Here is a 19904-nt window from a genome sequence, read left to right as displayed (position 1 = left end):
AGAGGTGAATTACATAGATGGCCAGGGAAAAAGTAACCATACAAGACATCGCGGATGCTTTAGGTATCTCCAGAAATACAGCTTCCAAAGCCTTAAATGGAACGAATGGTATACCTGATGAAACCAGAAACAAGGTTATAAAGAAAGCGATAGAGTTAAAATATAAACAATTTGCTTTTATGGACACCGAGAGTGTTCAACCAAGAAACTCTGGAAATATCGCTTTATTAACAGAAAACTTGCCTAACACTTCCCACTTTGGATCGAAACTGATCAGTGGCATGGAGAAACGAATCAGTGCAGAAGGATATAATTTATCCATGCACATTATAAGAGACATTGATCAGGCGTCCCTGTCTCTTCCAAATAATTTTGATGTCGCCAATGTAGACGGAATTATTTGTATTGAGTTGTTCAATTCGGAATATAGTAAGCTGATTACAAGTCTTGGCATTCCAACTATTTTCATCGACTGTTCTGCAGATATCTGCTACCCTGAATTCCAAGCGGATGTACTTCTCATGGAAAACGAACACAGCACATATCAACTTACAAAAAAATTAATTGATGGCGGTTACACATCACTGGGGTTCATCGGGGACTATAATCACTGTAGGAGTTTTAACGAAAGATGGGTGGGCTTTAATCGCGCATTGATAGAATCTGGGATTCAGCTTGATCTCTCACAATGTATTCTCGATGACGACCGACTATTTTTTTCGAGTCCAGAGTGGGCAGATACTAGGCTGAGCCAAATCAATGAGCTTCCTTCTGCTTTCGTGTGTGCTAACGATTATATTGCGGTTACCTTTATGAAGTCGCTCAAAAACATGCTTTCCATTCCTAATGACATCGTCATTTGTGGTTTTGATAATGGTCCTGAATCAAGCATTGTAGAACCCCATCTCACTACTGTTCATATTTATAGTAATCAGATGGGTGTCAAAGCAGCCGAAATGCTACTTTCCCGAATTCATGATCCGAAGCAACCCTATCAGGTATCTCATATTTATACCAAACTCATCCTAAGAGAATCTACACCTAATATCAGTTGATGAATTTAAAAAGAACCCAAGCGATTAAAAATTCCGTCGCTGGAGTTCTTTTTTTTTCGTTGAATTGTTCCAATTACAATATCCTGTATATATAATCGCCCACAATTAGTTTATGGAAGGATTGTATTCTTCATAGGATAGAACAATATGCTCTCGTTTTAGCAGACAATGCTCTATGATCGCCTTACGTTTCGCTTTCAGGACAATTTGTTCAATATCAGCAAAACTGCAACCGGAAAGACGTTCGCATGCCTCCTCCATCAAGCCAGCTTCACTTTCAAAGTCATTAATTAACAGTTCGACATATTGACGCCTACTTGATTCATCCGGGTTAGCATAAATCATTTTTGTATCAAACCTTCGCCAAATAGCTCTATCCAGTTCATTTTCTAGGTTCGTCGCTGCTACAAAAATGCTATTGTCACCAAAATCATCGAGACATTGCAGCAGTGTATTCACCGCACGGGCCATTTCTTTAACCTCGTCATTACTCTCCCGTGTTCTTGCAATGGCATCAAACTCATCCAGGAAAAGAACACAAGGAGATGCTTTGGCATACTCAAATATTTTCCGGATATTACTTCCAGTCTCACCCAAATGGCTGTGAATAATTGCATCAAGTCTAACCAGGATAAGTGGAAGCTCCAGCATTTGCGCCATATAAAATGCAGTAAGTGTTTTCCCTGTGCCCGGTGGACCATACATAACCACTTTATTGGGAATGGGAACTCGATGTTCTTCAAAGCTTCCCCTCATACCTAAGATCGTAATGAATTCTTCAACAATCTTTCGATTCATATCGGGTAGGACGAGATGTCTAACCTTTTTGGCACATTCTTTGGGGGTATAATAGGTACCCATATCAATCCCTTTTGCTCTGGGTAGACGTTGATTGGTGCTGCTTTTGTTCATTATTTATTGAAGCTCCTTTAAAATGATTATTTTCAAGAAATCCAAAAGATCCTTTCTGAATCCAGTTCAACCTGCTCTAATTGCCGCTCGAAGTCCTCGTGAGAAACGATAGAGTTGGTTTGTGACGATTCATTCTCCACAAATCAATTCAACTTCCACGTGTATTTATTCGTAATTATTACGATTTAAAATATCATACTTTCTTTTTGTTTATAATGTCAACCAGTAGCACAAAAAAGAGCCTTATAGTTCCAAGGCTCTTTCGGGGTATATCTATTAAATCGTCCATCCAGGCAAAGCAGAGGTTCCAGCATCCTGCCTTCACATATTGTAAGTCCTGGCTAGCTTGGACTTAGCTCTGAGCCGGGTGAATTCCTTAGTTACCAGGATTACCGTCCACACTACAACCACAGAATCAATCACAAGCGAACCCCAATATACTCCGGAGACGCCTAACCATCTTGGCAAAACAAGCATCACCGGCACATAAAAAACAAGTTGTCTGGTGATGCCGATAACGGCCGCCGGCTTCCCTTTATTAATCGCAGGGAAAAAGGTCATGGCCATAAAAATGAGCGACAATAACGGCAGAACCGCCATGTTCAAGCGGAAATATAACATTTCGCTGGTCTTAAAGATTTGATCCGGCAGCATCAGCCCCAGAATGGAAGCCGGTGAGATCATGGAAATTATCCAGAAAGGCAAAGTCAGCAGCATGGAGACGAGTGTGAATATTTTATAGGCTTTGATGGCGCGCTCATACTGTTCTGCTCCAAAATTAATGCCGATGACTGGCTGCAAGGCGCGCATTAATCCGAATATCGGCGTCAACAGGAAGGTGAATACACGGAAAACCACACCATAAAATGCAATATCTGCTGTAGTCCCGTATCTCGACAGTGCATTAAATACTACAACAGCCTGTACCAGATTCATAAAGTTCATAATGAAAGAGGACATTCCCAGTCCAACTATAGATTTGATTGTGGCAGCATCCCGATAAATTGCGAAGACATTCGTACGGAATGAGGCGAATCCTTTGCCAAAATAAATCCATCCCAGCAAGGTGTAGACCAGCATCCCGATATTTGTAGCCCAGGCAGCACCCTCTACTCCAAAATCCAGCCAGGCTACCAGAATATAATTGGACAATACATCAACTGCCAGCCCAATGCCCATTACCACGGCTGCCGATTTCATTTTCCCTTCGGCACGCACAATCATGTTGGCAGCCAGTCCATAAATCCAGAAAAATGAACCGATCACCGTAATTCTAAAATAGCTGTCTCCAAGAGCCAGAGTTTCCCCTTCTCCTCCCATAATTCGCACCAACTGTGTGGAGAAAGTTAAACCTAACACCATATAGACAAGCGTTACAAGGATGGACAGATAATTAACATTTCCCATCAAACGCTTCTGCATTTCTTTGTCCTGCCTGCCGAGGGCTAAACTTAAAGCAGAACCGGCACCCACCCCGATCAAGGAGCCTAGTCCCAAGCTGATCTGGGTTAAAGGATAAGCTACCGAAACCCCAGCCAGTGCTTCCTCTCCGACAAACCTTCCCACAAATACAGCGGCGATAACCGCATTTAAGCCATAGAGGACCATTGCGATGATAGCGGGCCATGATAACTGGACCATAATATTCCATAGATTACCGTTGAGTATAAAATGCGTCTGCTTGTCTTTGCTGTTGTTTATCTGTGTTACTGTGTTCATAATATGAATTTTCTCTCCTTCTTTTGACTGAATATGCAAAGTCCTCGTTCAAAAACTATACGGGACTCCCTGCATTAACTAGTCTATAAGACATGTTGACTAGCAACTACCGCAAAAAGGATTGTTTCTATCTCATATAGGATTTTATCTTTGAATTTGTAAATCCATACTTGATTCATAATCTTTAGAAGCTTTTACAGCACAAAAAAAGAGCACCTTATACCGCCCGGCTCGGAACTTAAGCCTTAGCAGAAAGGTGCCCCCTTAATACTTCAGAGCAGATTACAGTGCGCTATCTTTAGCCATTGGAGCTAATTTTTCAGTCCCGTCAACGTGATTCCTTCTACGAAATATTTTTGACCAATCAGATAAAAAATGACACCCGGCGCAAAGGACATACACGTAGCCGCCATCGTCAGCGACCAGTCCTGCTTTAGTTGGCCTCTAAAGGCGGTTAATCCCAAGGCTATGGTATACTTATCGCTTGAGTTTATGTAAATCATCTGTTGAAGTAGATCATTCCATAAACCGATAAAGATAAATAATGCGACGACGATCATAGCAGATTTAATAGCCGGCATAATAATGCTGAACAAAATGCGGTAATATCCAGCGCCATCGATCGTTGCTGCTTGATCAAGCTCTCTCGGAATAGACATGATAAACTGCCTAATCAAAAAGATATTAAAAGCGCCACCACCACAGAAATAAGGCAAAATCAACGGTAGATAGCTGTCATGAATTCCTAAGCCTCTCGTCCATCCAATATATAGCGGAATGAGTGTAACCATGGCAGGTAGAAGCATCGAACCGACACAAAGAGCCCAAATCAATTTTTTGCCCCGAAAACGCAGTCTTGCAAAGGCATAACCGCATAAGGTCGCTGTAAAGGTTCCTGCCAAACAAGCGGGTACAATAATAATCATGGTGTTCCATAAATATTTCCAAAACTTAAAAATCTCCAGCGTTTCTGCATAGTTTGAAAACAACCAATTTCCTGGCAGCAGTGAAGGCGGATATTTGTATATCTCGGCATTCGACATGAGCGACGTGCGAAATATCCACCAGATTGGAAAGAGCACGAGTATAGTAAATAAAATAACAACGACAAACGAGATCAGGTTCATCCATTGATTATTACGTTTTTTGCTCTTTAATCTTCCGTATGTGGCTACACTCATTTATCATCGCCTCCTTCATTAAAGATCCATAGGTTGGAGGTTTTGAATAATACACCAGTAAAGCCTGCAAGAATAACAAAAATAACGGCCGTTGTCGCACAAGCATAACCCAATTTATAATTTACAAAAGCTTGATCATACATCAGATAAGTTAAAAATCGTGAAGAATTACCCGGACCGCCATTCGTTAATGAAAGAGCCGGCGTAACAATTTGGAGATTGGCAATCAAGCTCATTAGCAAATTATAAAAGATAATGGGCGACATGCACGGTAAAGTGATATGCAAGAATCGTTTCCATCCATTCGCACCATCCATTTCAGCCGCTTCATGGTAGACAACCGGAACATTCTGCAGCCCAGCTAAGAAAATAACAATTAAGTTACCTGACAGCCAAACCGAGATCAAGGATAGAGATGGAATGACATAGCTGGAATCCGCGATAAAAGAAACTTTGTTCAAACCAATCTCAGAGAGAATAAAGTTAAAAAATCCAAAATTAGCTTCGTATAACCAAGACCATCCTACATATATTGCGGCTGCCGGCAAAACGTACGGTACATAGAAAACAGCTCGGAAAAACCCTCTTGCCGGAATTTTACGATTCAGTAGCATCGCAATAAAAAGTGAATAAATCATACCTCCAACAACCGATAAGACGGCAAAGTAGACCGTAGCTATAATAGAATCTTTAATATAAGGATCAGTGGTAAATAGATTAATATAATTCTCGAAGCCAACAAATTTGGGGTCTGAAAGTCCCGTCCAATTCGTTAAGCTGATCCCGAGCACCCCAATAAGAGGTAGATACGTTAGAAAGATCAGGCCAATGAAGGCAGGGATCAATAATATATACGCGGCTCGTGCCTCACCTGCATGAATACGTGAATTACGTTTCGGAGATTTAATCATTTCCATCTCTATCTCCCCACCTGAAGATCATAATATGGCCGCCACGTGTGTGAGCTTAGCAGCGGCCATTCTTTTACAGACTTTACTTATTGCCTGAATGGGCTGCTTTCAACGCATCGAGATTCTTAGAAATAGCATCCTTAGCGGTCGTCTTTCCCGTCCATACATCCCCTAGCACCGACCCGAGTAAGGTGTTAAACTCCGTCGTATGATTCGTATAGAACCACGCTGCGGGCTTCACAGCAGGTGATTGCGCATAATCGACTACTGCAGATTTATATTCGTCATAAACAGGGAAGTTAGGATTTTCGACCCATTTACGCGTAAGGGTCTCATCCGTGTACCACTTCTCCAGCGTCGGCATCCAGATCCCCGAGCTAATGAGGCCCCAGTTATTTTCTTCTGAGTTGTACCATTTCAGCCACTCCATCGCTTCTTTTGGATGCTTAGTCTGGGAGAAGACGACATTGGCGCCACCCGTGTTGAGAGTAACCTTTTCCTTCATGTAAGGTAATACTGCAACGCCATAGTTCAAGCCTTCATTTTTGGCCGTATTCAGACTAGTTCCCACGTTCCACGCACCGTTAGTAGCCATGGCAACAGTTCCCGCGATGATGGTTCGTTGAATGCCATCATCAGTCTGTCCGACAGACAACGGAGCAACATGATCCTTCAAGTAAAGATCTGCAACCTTCTGAATTCCCTCTATACTGGCGTCTTCTCCAATTCTCACCTCAGTCCCATCACCCGAGTAGAATCCACCACCATTACCAAGCGCCCAGGTCTCAAGCTGCCATGGTAAGTTTTCAACAGATGCGCCAAACTGTACGATACTCTGCTCATTAAAGCCACTCTCATCAGGATGTTTACCATTTTTATCAAGGGTCAGCTTCTTTGCTGTTGTTACAAATTCGTCCCATGTCCACGCTTGGTCTAAAGCGGCAGGGGGATAGGGTACATTGGCTTTGTCGAACATATCTTTGTTGTAATAGAGGAGTAAGATTTCATTGGCAGCCGCGTAGGCTACGGTTTTCCCTTGATATTTGTAGGCTAAGCTATCGAGTGGTTTGCTGTCGCTTCCTTCGTACATTGTATTTACATCATTCAGCATGCCTTGGGTAGACCACTGAACGACCCCATCTTCTCTGAGCATCCCTGTATCAGGCAATTGCTCTGCTGTAGCCATTGTATTCAGCTTAGTCATGTAGTTTTCCCAAGGAATTGCTTGTACTTCTACTTCAATTCTGTCTTGAGAAGCATTAAACTTATCCGCCACTCCCTGGGTTACATTTCCCTCTTCCGCACTTCCCCACATCGAATAGGTAATCTTGACCTTCTCCTCAGGCTTGGAGGTTGCGTTCTCAGATGCTTTGGGTGCATCAGAGGCCTTGGTTGCTGTGTTTGTCTCTTCTTTCGCGCAGCCAATGACACTTAATGCTAGTGCAGTTGAAAGAATACTTACCCCGAATGCTTTACCTACTTTCATTTCCCTCTCCCCCTTCATAATTACATAGATATGTCCAACCGTTTGACCCCCTAAGTGATTGAGTTAAACGTTTAGTACCAACTTTTTTAATAATTTCAACCTTTGCTTGGAATCCGAAATTTCGGCCAGCGGATACGACTTTTAATATCGTAAATATTTTCAAAAAGTGGTATAGAGTCTTCATGAACTTGGGATGTTTTAATGAAGTAAGCGCTTTATTGTTATTGTGTCATGATTTTCTATTAGGGAAAATAGCATTTTTCAACCTGATTTTTAAAAATTCCAACCTTTAAAGAATCATCTTTTTCATAAAAACGGCAGAATCAGCTGATCCAAAATATTCACTTGCAGTAACGACAATAAGCAGAGCCGCCCTCCTACCCCAATGGTAGAAGCACTGCTCTGCCTATTTAGCATTTATACACATACACTGCTGTATGCAGCAATGCCGTTTTTCTCTTCTCGAAACATAACTGCGTGAGATCTCCAGCTCCTTAGTGATTTCCCGCTATGTTATCGAATTTCTTGAGGTTGTGGACACGAACCAACGTCAAGAAAGAGGACGTCTCTTATTCGTTCCCCATCGTGCTGATGTCGATGACAAACCGGTAACGGACATCTGAAGCAAGCACACGCTCCCAAGCTTCATCAATCCGGTCAGCAGAAATGACCTCGATTTCAGAAGCAATATTATGTTCAGCGCAGAAATTAAGCATTTCCTGCGTTTCACGGATTCCGCCAATCATCGATCCGGCAAACGAACGGCGGTGGCCGATCAGCGAGAATACGTTAACTGCCAATGGATCAGCGGGCGCACCAACATTGACTAATGTACCATCCAATGCCAGAAGTGAAAGATAGGCATCAATATTAATTTGTGCGCTTACTGTATTCACAATAAGATCGAATGAACCGGCAAGCTGCTTAAATGTCTCCGGATCACTGGTCGCATAATAATGATCCGCTCCTAATTGCAATCCGTCTTCCTTCTTCTTCAGTGACTGTGATAACACAGTAACCTCAGCTCCCATGGCATGAGCAATCTTCACAGCCATGTGCCCAAGCCCGCCGAGACCCACTACAGCTACTTTTTTACCCGGAGCGGCTCCCCAATGACGCAGCGGTGAATAGGTAGTGATTCCTGCACACAAAAGCGGTGCAGCCGCGTCAAGCGGAATAGCGTCAGGAATCCGGACCACGAAGTCTTCTGTTACAACGATGTGCGTGGAATATCCGCCCTGAGTATAGTGACCATGCCGGTCGATAGCTCCATAGGTGCCCGTATTTCCACTCAGGCAATACTGCTCCTCACCTTTTTGGCAATTACTGCACTCTCCACAGGAGTCAACCATACAACCTACCCCTACACGATCGCCAACTGCGTACTTTGTAACTTCGGAACCGACCTGGCTGACAATACCGGCGATCTCATGCCCTGGAACAAGTGGATACTTAACCGGTCCCCACTCCCCGCGGGCTGTATGAATATCCGAGTGGCAAATGCCCGCGTATTTAATCTCTATAAGAACATCGTGCGGCTGCAGATTCCGGCGTTCGATTGTAGTTAGCTTGAACGGGCCTTCCTGACTAAATGTAGCGCGTGCATTAACTTTTATCATAGTGAAACCTCTCTTCTAGTTAATATAAAAAACTGTAATGCCGACTTTACAAAACCTATGTTATTACTTAAAGTTAACTCTAAGTCAAGCACAAAATATAATTAAGACTGGAGATAGATGATGAAGACATACTCCATAAGTGAAGTTGCAGAATATTTTAATATGACATCACATACCCTGCGTTACTATGACAAGGAGGGGCTTTTGCCTTTTATAGAAAGAACCCCCAGCGGTAAACGCGTTTTCAAAGAAACGGATATGGATGCTTTAAAAGTAATTGAATGCCTGAAGTCATCCGGGATGCCGATTAAGGAAATAAAACATTTCATTGAGTGGTGCTCTGAAGGGGACTCCACCTTGCAGCAGAGATATGACATGTTCCTGGAGCGGAAAGCTTCTGTAGAAGCACAGATGGAAGAATTGAAAAAAACGATGGAAGTCATAGACCATAAATGCTTCTACTACAAGACCGCCTTGGATAGCGGCACGGAAGATGTTCATAAAAAAAATAACATTAAGAGTGCATTTACTCATTAAATATGGACCTTCAAATTACAGTAAAGGCGGGGCAGATTGGTCTGCCCCGCCTTTCTTAATTTGGACGTTTTTTTGCCAGCAGCTTCTCCGTAAAATTCACATCAAAAAAATGAATAATGGGTCCCAGACCAAGTGCAGACACTAGAGTTCCTAAGCCTATAACGCCTCCTGCCAGGAAGCAAATCAAAGCACAAAGAGCATCCGTAAACATCCGGTGCCAAAAATAAGATACTTTCGGGACGTTATCCCTCATAATCAGGGACAAGCTGTCGTAAGGAGCTACTCCCACAGCCGATGTCTGATACAGGGATACCCCAAAACTGCATACCACCACGCCAATCGCTACGACGACCACCCGCTGCCATAACAGCTGAGGTTCGCCCAACAGAGATAGCCAAGTACTATGAAAGAACGTAGCGATATACCCCAAAAAGATTGCGTTTACAAAAGTCCCTGCTCCAATATACCTTCGTCCGGTTATGAATTCGATTACAAACAATACCAGGTTCAGCAAGATCAGAAAATTTGCATATGCTATACCCACGCACTCTGCAAGTGCCATTACCATGCCGCTAAAGGGATCATTCCCCATACCGGACAGCTTAAAAATACTGATTCCCATACCCAGAAATACATTGCCGATAACCATAATAATCAATCGTTTTTTATCCACGTTATAAAGATAACCCTTCATATTGCCCATCCTATTTTTCATATTAAAATTGCACCTTACAACAACCACGTCATTATATCATATATTCTATTATTTGACGGTTATCTTTATTGATAGTATTCAATGACTTGGACAAGCCGATCGGTCAGGACTATATTGTTTTGATGGGAACTGAAAAAAACAAAAGCAACCCGTCCGCAGATAAGTCGCCTTTGTAAAACTTTAGTGTTAATGGATCTAACTTATGACTTTAAGCTAAGCGCTTAGCCTTTTAAAAATCACGATAAAGCTTCATAAGAGTATATTTCATTCCACCGGGTTCTATAAGTTAATTTCAGACTTCTCTACTTCATGCCATTGAAAAAGCTGTCAAATTCGCAAGCCATAGCTCCCCATTCTCATCTAGTTGCATTCTCCACTTTCCGCTGGCAACAACTTTTTCCTGCTCCATAAGGAAACGAGCCTCATCATATGAAACTTCAATTCCTTTATTACGCTCTATGAAATCAAGGGCAGCTTGGTAATTACGTTCTTGCTCTTCTTCTTTTTCTGCAGTAAAAGCTGAATCGTATACCTCTGAGAAATCTAAGCCCTTAAGGACATGTAGTTCCACTAGTTGTTTAAATGCGTCCGTTACAAAAAATTGAACGATAGCTGTTTCCTTTATTTTGAACAGTCTATAATCAACACTACCCAAGCAATCTGTCACTTCTCATTATTTTATTTGTGTTCAAAACTCCCCGTTCTTTGCCAATGATAAGGGTAGAAAAGTCTCCATTGCCCGCCAGCTAGAGGCCGATTCTATCCATCCCTTCAGCAAATGGTTCAAACAAGTGTCTGGCTATCCGCCAGGCAAGTATCGCAGCCGCAACAGGATAATTTAATATAGAAAACTGTGCTGCATCAGTGCAGCGCTGCTGTACCATTGTCAAGTTTGATCACAGCATCCAGCCAACCTCCCTGTAGGCCCTCCAATGCGCCTGAAAAGATAGCGACTGTGCCAGGTGTCATTTCGTACAATGTGTCTAACAGCAGGAAACGAATCTCGATATCCATGCCATAGAGAGGCTCATCCAGCAGCAGAAACCATGGATCAGCAAGCATCGCCTGAGCAATCATAAGCCGTTGCTTGTTGCCGCCTGACAACTGCTGTATGGGCATCTTCCACTCGGGAGTAAGCCCGAGACGTTCACATAGCTCACGAGATCGTTCCTCAATGGTCGCCCGTGGCATCAGCTTCATCTCACCCACATAACGCAAGTACGCCTCGACGTTCATATTGTCATAGTATGCTGCCTGCTGTGGCTTGTAGCCCAGATATGACTTGAAAGCATTCCCTGACAACTCCACGCCATGAAGCTGATAGGTAATCAGGCCGCGTACAGGCTGGTATAGACCAGCTATCGCTTTGAGCAATGCTGTTTTCCCACTGCCATTGGCGCCCTCCAGACCATACCAGCCTGGCGGCAAAGCCAGATTCACATCCCCTAGCAGCAGGTGACCATTATCTGCAAGAAGTTCAACCGCGGTAAGTTTTAGCTCAGCTCCTCGCACCACTCTTCCCTCCTATCCATATTGCTTGTAATAATGCCGATGGCGCAGCAAAATACTTGTTATAACACCCAGCGCTATTGCCAGACTAACAGCAACAAGCTTGCTTGCAAGCCAGTGTTCGGACCCGTATTCGCTGAACAATTGAAATACGCCAAGCCTCTCGCCAGCGGAAAACTGGATGACGCCCACTGCGAGGACAACCGCGGTACCAGGCCATGTCCCGAAACGAAGCATTGCAGCCAGCGCTGCAAAAGCGCTCAGGCAGATCGGCAGTAATAGATCTGTGATCAGTAAAGTAGTGTTAGATCCGAATTCACCGCTGGTACCCGTCATAACGAGTATTCCATAAAACAACAGCGCCAGAAGGAGGTCATATAGCAGTATGGTTCCTATTCTGGCTACCATAAGCTGTACGGGTGTAACAGGAAAGGTCGCCTCAAGCTCACTCATTGGCGTATGCATGGATCGGAGTGAATAGGCCACACTGGCTACAGGAAGCAACAGAATCGTAAATAAAAATACATCCGGCTTGGCAGAGCTACTGAACCATTCACTTGCTACCAGCCCCTCAACGACTGCTCCTATGCCAATCATAAGCGCTGATGTAAGCCAAAACAGCCAATGCATCGTCCTTACCTGAGCTGCCATGCGTTGCATAAGCCTTACTGGTAAAGATATAGCGACAGTTGCTTGCCGCCCAGGCCTGTCGTGTCTTGCCACTCGCTTGGAAGAGGGTACAGCAACCGCCCACTCAGGCTGTGTGGCATATGTGGCGGCAAGCGCCAGCAGAGATTCCGTCTGCTGGCCGTTGGGACCATCGACGGTATAGCGATCCAGTTGGCTGAATACGGCTCCGATCTGGTCATGCTCCCATCGATCCGCTGCTGCTTCACCCTTTTCCTCTAGTTGCCGCTGCTCTTGCAATTCCCTGTGCAGTTGACTGTCGCGACTAGCCTTATCGGCGCTACCGGCTCCGGATATGTAACTCATCCTGATCCTCCCCTTTCTGCAATGTATGGGCCAGTCGCCTGAACGCCCGATACAGCTTGGACTTGACCGTTCCAAGCGGCAGTTCCAGCAACTCGGCTATTTCATCCAGCTTGAGCTCCTCATAAAAACGCAAAATAACAATTTGCCGCTCCTCCTCAGGCAAAGCGCCAAGGGCAGCAATGACTGCTTCACGCTCATATTGCTTGTCTAAAAAAGACGCTACCGTATCCTTACCGCCATCTGCCGCATCATACACTCCGGTATCCTTAGCCGCTACTTCATAACGATAAGCTCCGGACTTCCATACATCACGGCACAGGTTCGTCGCAATTCGATAAATCCATGGTCGAAACCGTTCAGGCAACCGACCATCTTGCAAAGCCGTGAATACTCTGACAAAACACTCTTGCACCAAATCTTCTGCGAGCTGACGCTTGCTGGTCATTCGGTATAAATACGCATAGATGGTCTGATGATACCGATAGACGAACAACTCCAGCACGGCTGTATTCCCTTGCTTGTATTGCTCGAGCAGTTGCTCATCCGTAACAACAGCCCTGCTGTTCACTTGACTCCCTCCTTTTTCGCTCAGCACTATTGCCTGCACACGAGCCAACCTCTGCCTTTCCCCAATAGAAGCATACAGCAGAAAAGCAGTATTCCAGCTGCCGCAAATAATGCGTTAGCGTTATGCGATTTATCTGCGAACCGACTCACCGGCCAGACGGCTTGAAATAAATAGTACCGATTGAGCGGCATACTGGACATAAAATACTCCAGCAGCCACACCGTTACCCCCACTCCTAGCCCGACAGCCATATTGCGCCCTAGCAGACTGCCCAATGCCGCCAGACCGCCAAGGAACATATTCACACTGAGGCTATGTTTAATTATGTAAGCTAGTTGTGCCGTACTTAAAGCGATCGCCCAGCGGTCAATTGCCCAGAGCAACGCTGCTTCATAGATAACTAGCAATAGCGCAGCGACCGCTCCTCGCTCGGCGAACACGAGTAATTGTGAATATGGATAGCTGAAATGATGGGCAAAAGTACCCTCACCGAAATCATCGGCGAACAAGGCCGCACTTAAAGCAATCGTAAGTAAAGGCAGAATAAAAATATAAACCATTTTGACTTGATAAAAACCTGGAGATGGTAACAACTCTGGCAGCATGAGGCAACCAGCTGCTATCAGCGCCGCAATAATAGCTATAGCTAGCAAGTAGCCGCCCCATAGGATGCGCCAAGCATATTTTGCACGGGACAAAAGAATGAGGGCAACCTTCATTGTCCTCCCTCCATTTTCCTTTGCAAATAGCCTCGCAGAAGCGCTTCCATTTGTTCATCACTGTCCTCGATTAGCTGCTCTGTGCCAATACTGTCATAGACAAGCTTGATGACATCGTAGACACTTTCAATACCGTACTGGCTGTATATGGTATTCATAAGGTCATAAACCTGATTCGGTGTACCGTTCAAAAAATAGCTACTAACAGGTTCGAACAGTCGATCTGGCAGTTTCCCTCCGACCAGCTTGAGCTCGTTATAAGCCTGAAAAAAGTTATTCAGTGTATATTGGGCGTTTAAATTTAACATTCTCGCATTTCTAATCTCTCTACGTTTGGCACTGTAATCAAGCCAGTACTGCCCCGTTCTCAGTTGGATATTCCCATTTTTCCCTCGATCAATTTCCGCCCCAAAATAACTTGACACAGACACCTTAGACAAAAAGTGGACATCGCGAGCTTCCGGACCTCCAACTGATGCATCTACCATGCCAAGGGTGCTCATACTCACCATATTCAAACTATAATACGGATAATCGGCAAGTGCCATAGTAACCGTCTGGGGAAAGCTCGTTGCAGCTTCTCCATCCAACATTTTCAAAGTACGCGCCGCTTGGGCGTAATGCCTGGCTGCGAACTGTGCTGCTTCTTCGACAGAACGGGTAGGCAATTGACCAGATGCCAGCAGACGCAACGTCTTGTCGTCTGCTGTCGCTTCTGCAAGTTGCAGATCGCCCCCAAATAATGTAAGTCCGCTTGCTTTATCCAGCTCCAGGAGCGTGACTGTCGCTCCCTTCTCTCCAGCCATCTTACTAGTAATGACAGAGGCGTTGGAGAACAGTTTCAAGCCACTTGGCCCTGTAATAGCAACTTCAAAGCCCGCCATAGGGCGCGGCAATTGTGTGTCCAGAATATCTGTAGCGTGACGCCCCCATTCATAGTGATCGGTAAGCAATTCCGATAGCCGGCTATTGCCGATAACAGGGTACCAGCCATAGAAAGCTGGCAGGAAAATCCTGTTATCGTCGACAACAGCGATCTGCTCCCAGCTATCCCTGCTAGGAGCGACGGAATAATAATGCCGCCAATCATTTAGGGTACCGCTATATGTCATCTCGATCTCCAGATGCTCCCCAGGCATAACATCCGTAGCAGGCTTGATCCAAAGTACATCTGTAGCCTCTTCCCACTCATAGGCAGCAGCAGCACCGTTCACCTTCAGTTCCTGTACATCAAAGATATGTCGCAGCATGATTGGGAATCGCTCTAGTGTTGCCGCTTGTCCATTGCTTGCTTGCATCGTCGCCTGTATTTCTAACCCATGCCGCGGCAGTAATTCCAACTCCAGCTTGTAGCTGTTAATGTGTAGATCCTGGAACTTCATTCCGACAAGCAGATCTTTAATATGCGATACCGAGAGCGGATTGCTGGTATTCCCGTTTGTGTTAAGGGTGATCCGAGACATTTCCTCAATATCCGCCTCCGAATATTTACCCGCTGCAATTCCAGCAACGAGCAGTTGCTCCAATTCACGCTGTTGCGTGATATCATTGGCTGAAGTAAGACGTTCGCGATAGAAACGTTCATTGGCATCCGCAATATCTACCCGTTCCTGCAGGTATCCGTACATCGCACTACCTGCCCATAACAATGCTGCACCTAGAATCAGCATCGTGGGATAGACCAGCCATGCCTTGACCCGTTCCCGCCTGCGTCTACATACTACAAGTAGAACAGTCATGACCATTCCTGCTGCTAAAGCTGCAACGATGCCGCGATGCAGCCAAAATACCGGATCATATATAAATCCCCACATACGTGAGTAAGACTTACCAATATATTTAACTAGTGAATAATCGAACCAAATCTGCGTATGAGGGGGTAATGAAAAAGAAGGGCGATCGGTCTTAAAAAATTCCGGTAAAATAATTGCCAAGCTAAGCAACAGGACGAAGCTGATCAAGTAACTATATCGATTGCGGATAAGGATACCTACTAAGTAGGCAATTACAGTTGCAAATAACATCGGGATGGCAAAGGAAGCCAATACAGCAGAGGTATACCATTCACGCATTCCCCATGAGATGCCATCATTTACGACCAACCATACATAAGCCCCCATCGGCACGAGCGCAGCTGCTAACGGAAGGGTTACAGCACAGAGCAAGCGTGCAGCCTCCATTTCCCATGTTCGATACGGAAAGGTAGCCATCATGGTTGCTGTCTTCCATTCTTCATCCCGCCGTGCTATCGCTGTTGCCAGCAAAGGCAAAATAATGAGGGCTACAAGGCAATACACCTCAGAAATATCCATCACGTTTACTGCACGATCCAATTTGGCATCGGCGGTCTGAAACATCAAATACAGGATGCCGACCACAGTTGCCAGCATTAGATACAAGCCTGGGCCACGCAGCAGTAGCTTGCACTCTGTTTTGTAATAGCGAATCAGGCTCATTGGCTATTCCCCGCTCTCATGACCGCGATATATCCGTCCTCAAGTCCTGCCTTTGCCTGGACTGCTCCAGGTAATGGGACAGAACTGGCAAGAACACGCGCCTCATAGCCGGCTCCTGAACGCTTTGCAGTCACGATGGCTGCAGTTTCTTTGAGCTCTGCAAGCTTCTCATCACCCACTTGGACCGTCCACACTTGTCCCTGCACACGCTGGAGCAATTGTTCTTGCGTACCGTGAAATACGATGCGCCCTCCGCTCATAATCGCCATACTCTTACAGTTATTATCAATATCGGCGACGACATGTGTAGACAGTAGCACAGTACGATCTTTACCCAGCTCAGTCAGCATATCACGAAATCGCATGCGTTCTTCGGGATCAAGCCCTGCCGTAGGCTCGTCCACAATAATGAACTGCGGATCACCTAGCAGCGCCTGGGCAATACCGATGCGCTGCCGCATCCCGCCAGAATATTTGCCTATACGCACATGGCGCTTCTCCTCCAAATTGACTCGGCGCAACATTTCGGCTACTGCTTTCCTCCGGGCTTTTCCATTTGTAATGCCCTTCATGGACGCGACATAATCGAGATATTCTGCGCCTGTCAACTTGCGATATACGCCAAACTCTTGTGGCAGGTAGCCAAGCAAGCCACGAATTTCACGTTCATCCCGCCCAAGCTTGCAATGTCCAATTTGTACATCCCCTGATGTTTTCGGTATTACTGTTGCCAATATTTGCATCAATGTTGATTTTCCCGCCCCATTGGGACCGAGTAAGCCGAACATACCCGTACCCAATGTCAGGTTAATTCCGTTCAGTACTTGTTTACTGCCATATTTTTTGCACAATTGCTGGATAACTACATGCATCATTACCTGCCTCCATTCGTACTTGGCCAACTACCGTGCGCACGAGTAGATTGTCGAACAGTATAACGACCCTCCCTTCTAAAAGTTTAAAAAACAGGTGATTTTTTAAAATAATAGTATCCTTGCGCTGCCAATATGACATTTGTTCGATGTGTCTACTACGACAAAAAAACCTCCAAACCCGTATATGCGGCTTCGGAAGTTATTCATTAACCTGCATTTCGCAGTTACTCTAAGTACAGAACCCCAAAATCACAGCTTCTATGAAATTCTGGTTTGTTCGAATGAACTTTGCTCCATGTTCCAAAGTGCGGATAAACCGTTTCATCGCCGCACTTGTAAAAGTTTCCTCTTATCCTTTTTCCCGGCACTGCCCGAAAATCCGAAAAATAAGATTGTACCCATGCCCATGAGATCGAAAAGCTTAATTCCCAATACGCTTCCCCTTTATCATTAATCTGATCCGTGGTGGATAGGACTTGGAAAAGTGCTGGATTGATAGTGATTGGGAAGCGATCATACCGATCCGCTCCTATCTGCAAGAGAATTGCGCCATTCGCATTAAATTCGAAATTCATATAGCGCTGGTCCGAATCCGGAGTAGGCTGAAAAAAGAACTCGATGCAGCTATCCTTATACACAGGATCATTCATGTTTCTATATGTTCGTATTGGATTCTGTTCGTAAACCTTAAACTGAAGCTTCAGATCCTCCTGACTGTAATTTAATCTTGCTGTAACGACCGGGTTATATCCTTTAAGCCATTGATACTGTTTAATGATCTGGAAATCTTCTGTAACTGAAACATCCGTCTGATTTATCAGGCGGGAAATCACTAAGGTTTCTAATTTTCTTTCCATGGTTCATTCCCTTCGGTTGGAAATCCCACTAGGCTAACACAGCAAAACAACCCTATTAATTAACTTGATTATTTAGACCCGCGACTTACCGGTTTTCCAATACGCAGTCTCGATCCCCGAAATTTCGCACGGCCGTCTGCCGTTACCTGTATTGGCGGATGATGGAACTGCACACTCTATATCCCCTCGGGCGCATCCCCCACTTCCCGATCGATGGTCAGATCCCCCCGTATCCGTTCTCCTGCAATGCGGCGAAATAGGCGTCGAAATCTACCTTCACCTCGCCGAATGGAACCTCCCGGAATATGGCTCCGGAGCTTACTAGCCCTGCAATCCGTTGATGATCCAGCGGGTGGTACCCGACGGCACCGTATACATCCCTCAGTTCGACTGACTGATGTCGGCTGCCGTACTTTGCATGGGTGTGGACAATTTATTCCTCAGCAGGTGTACACCATGCACCGGTTCATCCCCTGTTACCACCACCATGTTGGTCAACCCTTATTTCGCGCAAGGTAACGTAATTCCTTCATGGATCGCCCGGTCGGCTAAGAGAGCGATCTCCATCGCCCGGCAGGCTTCCTCCATTGCCGGTATAGGGGGCAAGTTGTTCTCCAGCATGGACAGGAAATAGTCCAGCTGGGCACCCGTAGGCTTTACGGAGAAGTCCATATTGATCTGCCGGACCGCTCCTTTCTGGTAGTCTTCGACCTCGATCAGATTCCCCAGATGCTGATCCTCTCGCGGTCGTTCGTTCTTGTATATGATGCGAATCCGGCCTGCCGGTCCGATAAATTCCTTCCGGTTATCAGTCGGAAGTCCCTTGCCCCACCCTGTCTCAAAGTAGCCGATGGAGCCGTCCGACAGACGGAGGGTCATGAGTCCGTAATTGTAAGTATACGGCGGGACTTCTTCGTAGAGACGCTGCCCGATCCCATTGACGCTTACTACGTCCGCCCCTGTAGCCCAACGCATCACATCGATATAATGGACGCCGCAATCCACGATCGGCGAGACGTCCCGGAGCAGGGATAAGTGGGAAGCCCAATTTTTGGAGGGCTTCAATTGGGATAGCCGGATGACCAAAGGGAAGCCGATGGCGCCCTCCCGGATCATCTTCATAACCGCCTGGTACGTAGTGTTATGGCGAAGGATGTGACCGATCAGCACCTTGGTTTTAGCTCCACGGGCCAGCTTCATGAATTCCTGTGTTTCCCGTGCATTGCCCGCCATCGGCTTCTCGCATAGGATATGCTTCCCTGCAGCGAGACAATCTTTTGCGATCCCCAGATGGGAGGACGGGTACGTGGCGATAATGACCAGATCCACATCATCACGCTCTATCAAGACCCGGTAATCCGTGCTCCAACACTCAGCTCCGTATTGGCTTGCCACTAAGGAGGCCCTGTCCCGGTTCCAATCCGCCACGCCGATCAACCGGACCCGCACCTGTCGTGATATCGCGTCCAAGTGGAGAGAGCCCATATAACCGCAGCCTATCACGACCGCCCCGTACCTTTTCATGATGCATCCATCCTATCCTTCTCACTCGCGGAGGTTATTTTATGTTGATCCAAGCTCCTTGTTATGATACCTTGTCACCTTTATTATATAGGAATGATGGATATTTTTATTTAGCAAAGAAAGTTACTTTTTGCACGATTCCGTTATTCCTTCTAATTCTATGTAGGGGAGGGGCTCGGTTCATAGGTTCTTTCTTCTATCGTTTGCCGCAAGGTCTGCCATTTTTGTACGATGTATGCGGAACTTCAACCCTATAGATCGCCAATGC

The 19904-nt window shown here is 45.5% G+C and carries 19 protein-coding genes; 2 read left to right on the top strand and 17 right to left on the bottom strand.

From position 1 onward, the window contains the following. Positions 1–17: 17 nt before the first annotated feature. Positions 18–1055, top strand: coding sequence for a LacI family DNA-binding transcriptional regulator (locus MKZ09_RS08155; protein ID WP_076206794.1), 1038 nt, complete (start codon positions 18–20; stop codon positions 1053–1055). A 105-nt stretch (positions 1056–1160) separates the two neighbouring features. Here the strand turns inward: MKZ09_RS08155 and MKZ09_RS08150 are convergent, their stop codons facing one another. The 6 genes from MKZ09_RS08150 to MKZ09_RS08125 all read right to left on the bottom strand — a co-directional run bounded on the left by MKZ09_RS08150 (position 1161) and on the right by MKZ09_RS08125 (position 8883). After that, the gene (locus tag MKZ09_RS08150; RefSeq protein WP_179089608.1) at positions 1161–1967 is read right to left on the bottom strand and encodes an AAA family ATPase; all 807 of its coding nucleotides are present in this window, start codon (positions 1965–1967) and stop codon (positions 1161–1163) included. Positions 1968–2288: 321 nt separating this feature from the next. Beyond that, positions 2289–3686: an MATE family efflux transporter gene (locus MKZ09_RS08145; protein WP_076206788.1), complete on the bottom strand. Its 1398-nt coding sequence runs from the start codon at positions 3684–3686 to the stop codon at positions 2289–2291. 311 nt (positions 3687–3997) lie between these two features. Next, the gene (locus MKZ09_RS08140) at positions 3998–4867 is read right to left on the bottom strand and encodes a carbohydrate ABC transporter permease (protein ID WP_076206785.1); all 870 of its coding nucleotides are present in this window, start codon (positions 4865–4867) and stop codon (positions 3998–4000) included. After that, a complete protein-coding gene (locus MKZ09_RS08135) occupies positions 4864–5784 on the bottom strand; it encodes a carbohydrate ABC transporter permease (protein ID WP_081389140.1) in 921 nt (306 codons plus the stop codon). Before MKZ09_RS08135 ends, MKZ09_RS08140 begins: the two co-directional genes overlap by 4 nt. 76 nt (positions 5785–5860) lie before the next feature. After that, a complete protein-coding gene (locus tag MKZ09_RS08130; RefSeq protein ID WP_076206783.1) occupies positions 5861–7264 on the bottom strand; it encodes an ABC transporter substrate-binding protein in 1404 nt (467 codons plus the stop codon). Positions 7265–7833: 569 nt separating this feature from the next. Further along, entirely contained in the window at positions 7834–8883 is a 1050-nt protein-coding gene (locus tag MKZ09_RS08125) for an NAD(P)-dependent alcohol dehydrogenase (protein WP_076185356.1), read from the bottom strand. Between the two features lie 120 nt (positions 8884–9003). On the opposite strand from MKZ09_RS08125, the gene MKZ09_RS08120 reads away from it, so the two are divergent. Next, the gene (locus tag MKZ09_RS08120; RefSeq protein ID WP_076185357.1) at positions 9004–9420 is read left to right on the top strand and encodes a MerR family transcriptional regulator; all 417 of its coding nucleotides are present in this window, start codon (positions 9004–9006) and stop codon (positions 9418–9420) included. A 55-nt stretch (positions 9421–9475) separates the two neighbouring features. Here MKZ09_RS08120 and MKZ09_RS08115 read toward each other — a convergent pair whose 3' ends face one another. From MKZ09_RS08115 to MKZ09_RS08060, 11 genes are all read right to left on the bottom strand, one after another. Further along, positions 9476–10135 (bottom strand): YczE/YyaS/YitT family protein, encoded by a 660-nt coding sequence (locus MKZ09_RS08115; RefSeq protein ID WP_232061185.1) that lies wholly within the window; start codon positions 10133–10135, stop codon positions 9476–9478. A gap of 307 nt (positions 10136–10442) precedes the next feature. Next, the gene (locus MKZ09_RS08110; RefSeq protein ID WP_076206777.1) at positions 10443–10790 is read right to left on the bottom strand and encodes a hypothetical protein; all 348 of its coding nucleotides are present in this window, start codon (positions 10788–10790) and stop codon (positions 10443–10445) included. A 206-nt stretch (positions 10791–10996) separates the two neighbouring features. Continuing rightward, positions 10997–11647 carry an ATP-binding cassette domain-containing protein gene (locus MKZ09_RS08105; protein ID WP_076206774.1) on the bottom strand — a complete coding sequence of 217 codons (651 nt, stop codon included), beginning with the start codon at positions 11645–11647 and terminating at the stop codon, positions 10997–10999. Between the two features lie 12 nt (positions 11648–11659). Next, the gene (locus MKZ09_RS08100) at positions 11660–12637 is read right to left on the bottom strand and encodes a hypothetical protein (RefSeq protein ID WP_076206771.1); all 978 of its coding nucleotides are present in this window, start codon (positions 12635–12637) and stop codon (positions 11660–11662) included. Continuing rightward, entirely contained in the window at positions 12612–13205 is a 594-nt protein-coding gene (locus MKZ09_RS08095; RefSeq protein WP_076206769.1) for an RNA polymerase sigma factor, read from the bottom strand. Before MKZ09_RS08095 ends, MKZ09_RS08100 begins: the two co-directional genes overlap by 26 nt. Positions 13206–13231: 26 nt before the next feature. Beyond that, complete coding sequence (locus MKZ09_RS08090; protein WP_076206766.1) at positions 13232–13924, bottom strand: hypothetical protein; 693 nt, start codon at positions 13922–13924, stop codon at positions 13232–13234. Continuing rightward, positions 13921–16380 (bottom strand): hypothetical protein, encoded by a 2460-nt coding sequence (locus tag MKZ09_RS08085; RefSeq protein WP_076206764.1) that lies wholly within the window; start codon positions 16378–16380, stop codon positions 13921–13923. The genes MKZ09_RS08090 and MKZ09_RS08085 overlap by 4 nt, the downstream gene beginning before the upstream one ends. Beyond that, the gene (locus MKZ09_RS08080; protein WP_249267678.1) at positions 16377–17255 is read right to left on the bottom strand and encodes an ABC transporter ATP-binding protein; all 879 of its coding nucleotides are present in this window, start codon (positions 17253–17255) and stop codon (positions 16377–16379) included. The genes MKZ09_RS08085 and MKZ09_RS08080 overlap by 4 nt, the downstream gene beginning before the upstream one ends. A 224-nt stretch (positions 17256–17479) precedes the next feature. Then, positions 17480–18112, bottom strand: a complete 633-nt coding sequence (locus MKZ09_RS08075) for a carbohydrate-binding family 9-like protein (protein WP_076206762.1) — start codon at positions 18110–18112, stop codon at positions 17480–17482. A 501-nt stretch (positions 18113–18613) separates the two neighbouring features. Further along, positions 18614–19561 carry a Gfo/Idh/MocA family protein gene (locus tag MKZ09_RS08065; protein WP_256719255.1) on the bottom strand — a complete coding sequence of 316 codons (948 nt, stop codon included), beginning with the start codon at positions 19559–19561 and terminating at the stop codon, positions 18614–18616. Then, positions 19485–19643, bottom strand: a complete 159-nt coding sequence (locus MKZ09_RS08060; RefSeq protein ID WP_248547758.1) for a hypothetical protein — start codon at positions 19641–19643, stop codon at positions 19485–19487. The genes MKZ09_RS08065 and MKZ09_RS08060 overlap by 77 nt, the downstream gene beginning before the upstream one ends. Between the last annotated feature and the right edge of the window lie 261 nt (positions 19644–19904).

Origin of the sequence: Paenibacillus sp. FSL R5-0908 (assembly GCF_038006245.1) — a bacterium.
GTDB lineage: Bacteria > Bacillota > Bacilli > Paenibacillales > Paenibacillaceae > Paenibacillus_AQ > Paenibacillus_AQ odorifer.
The sequence above is the reverse complement of the archived record's forward strand: the minus strand, read 5'-3'. Positions and strand labels throughout refer to the sequence as shown.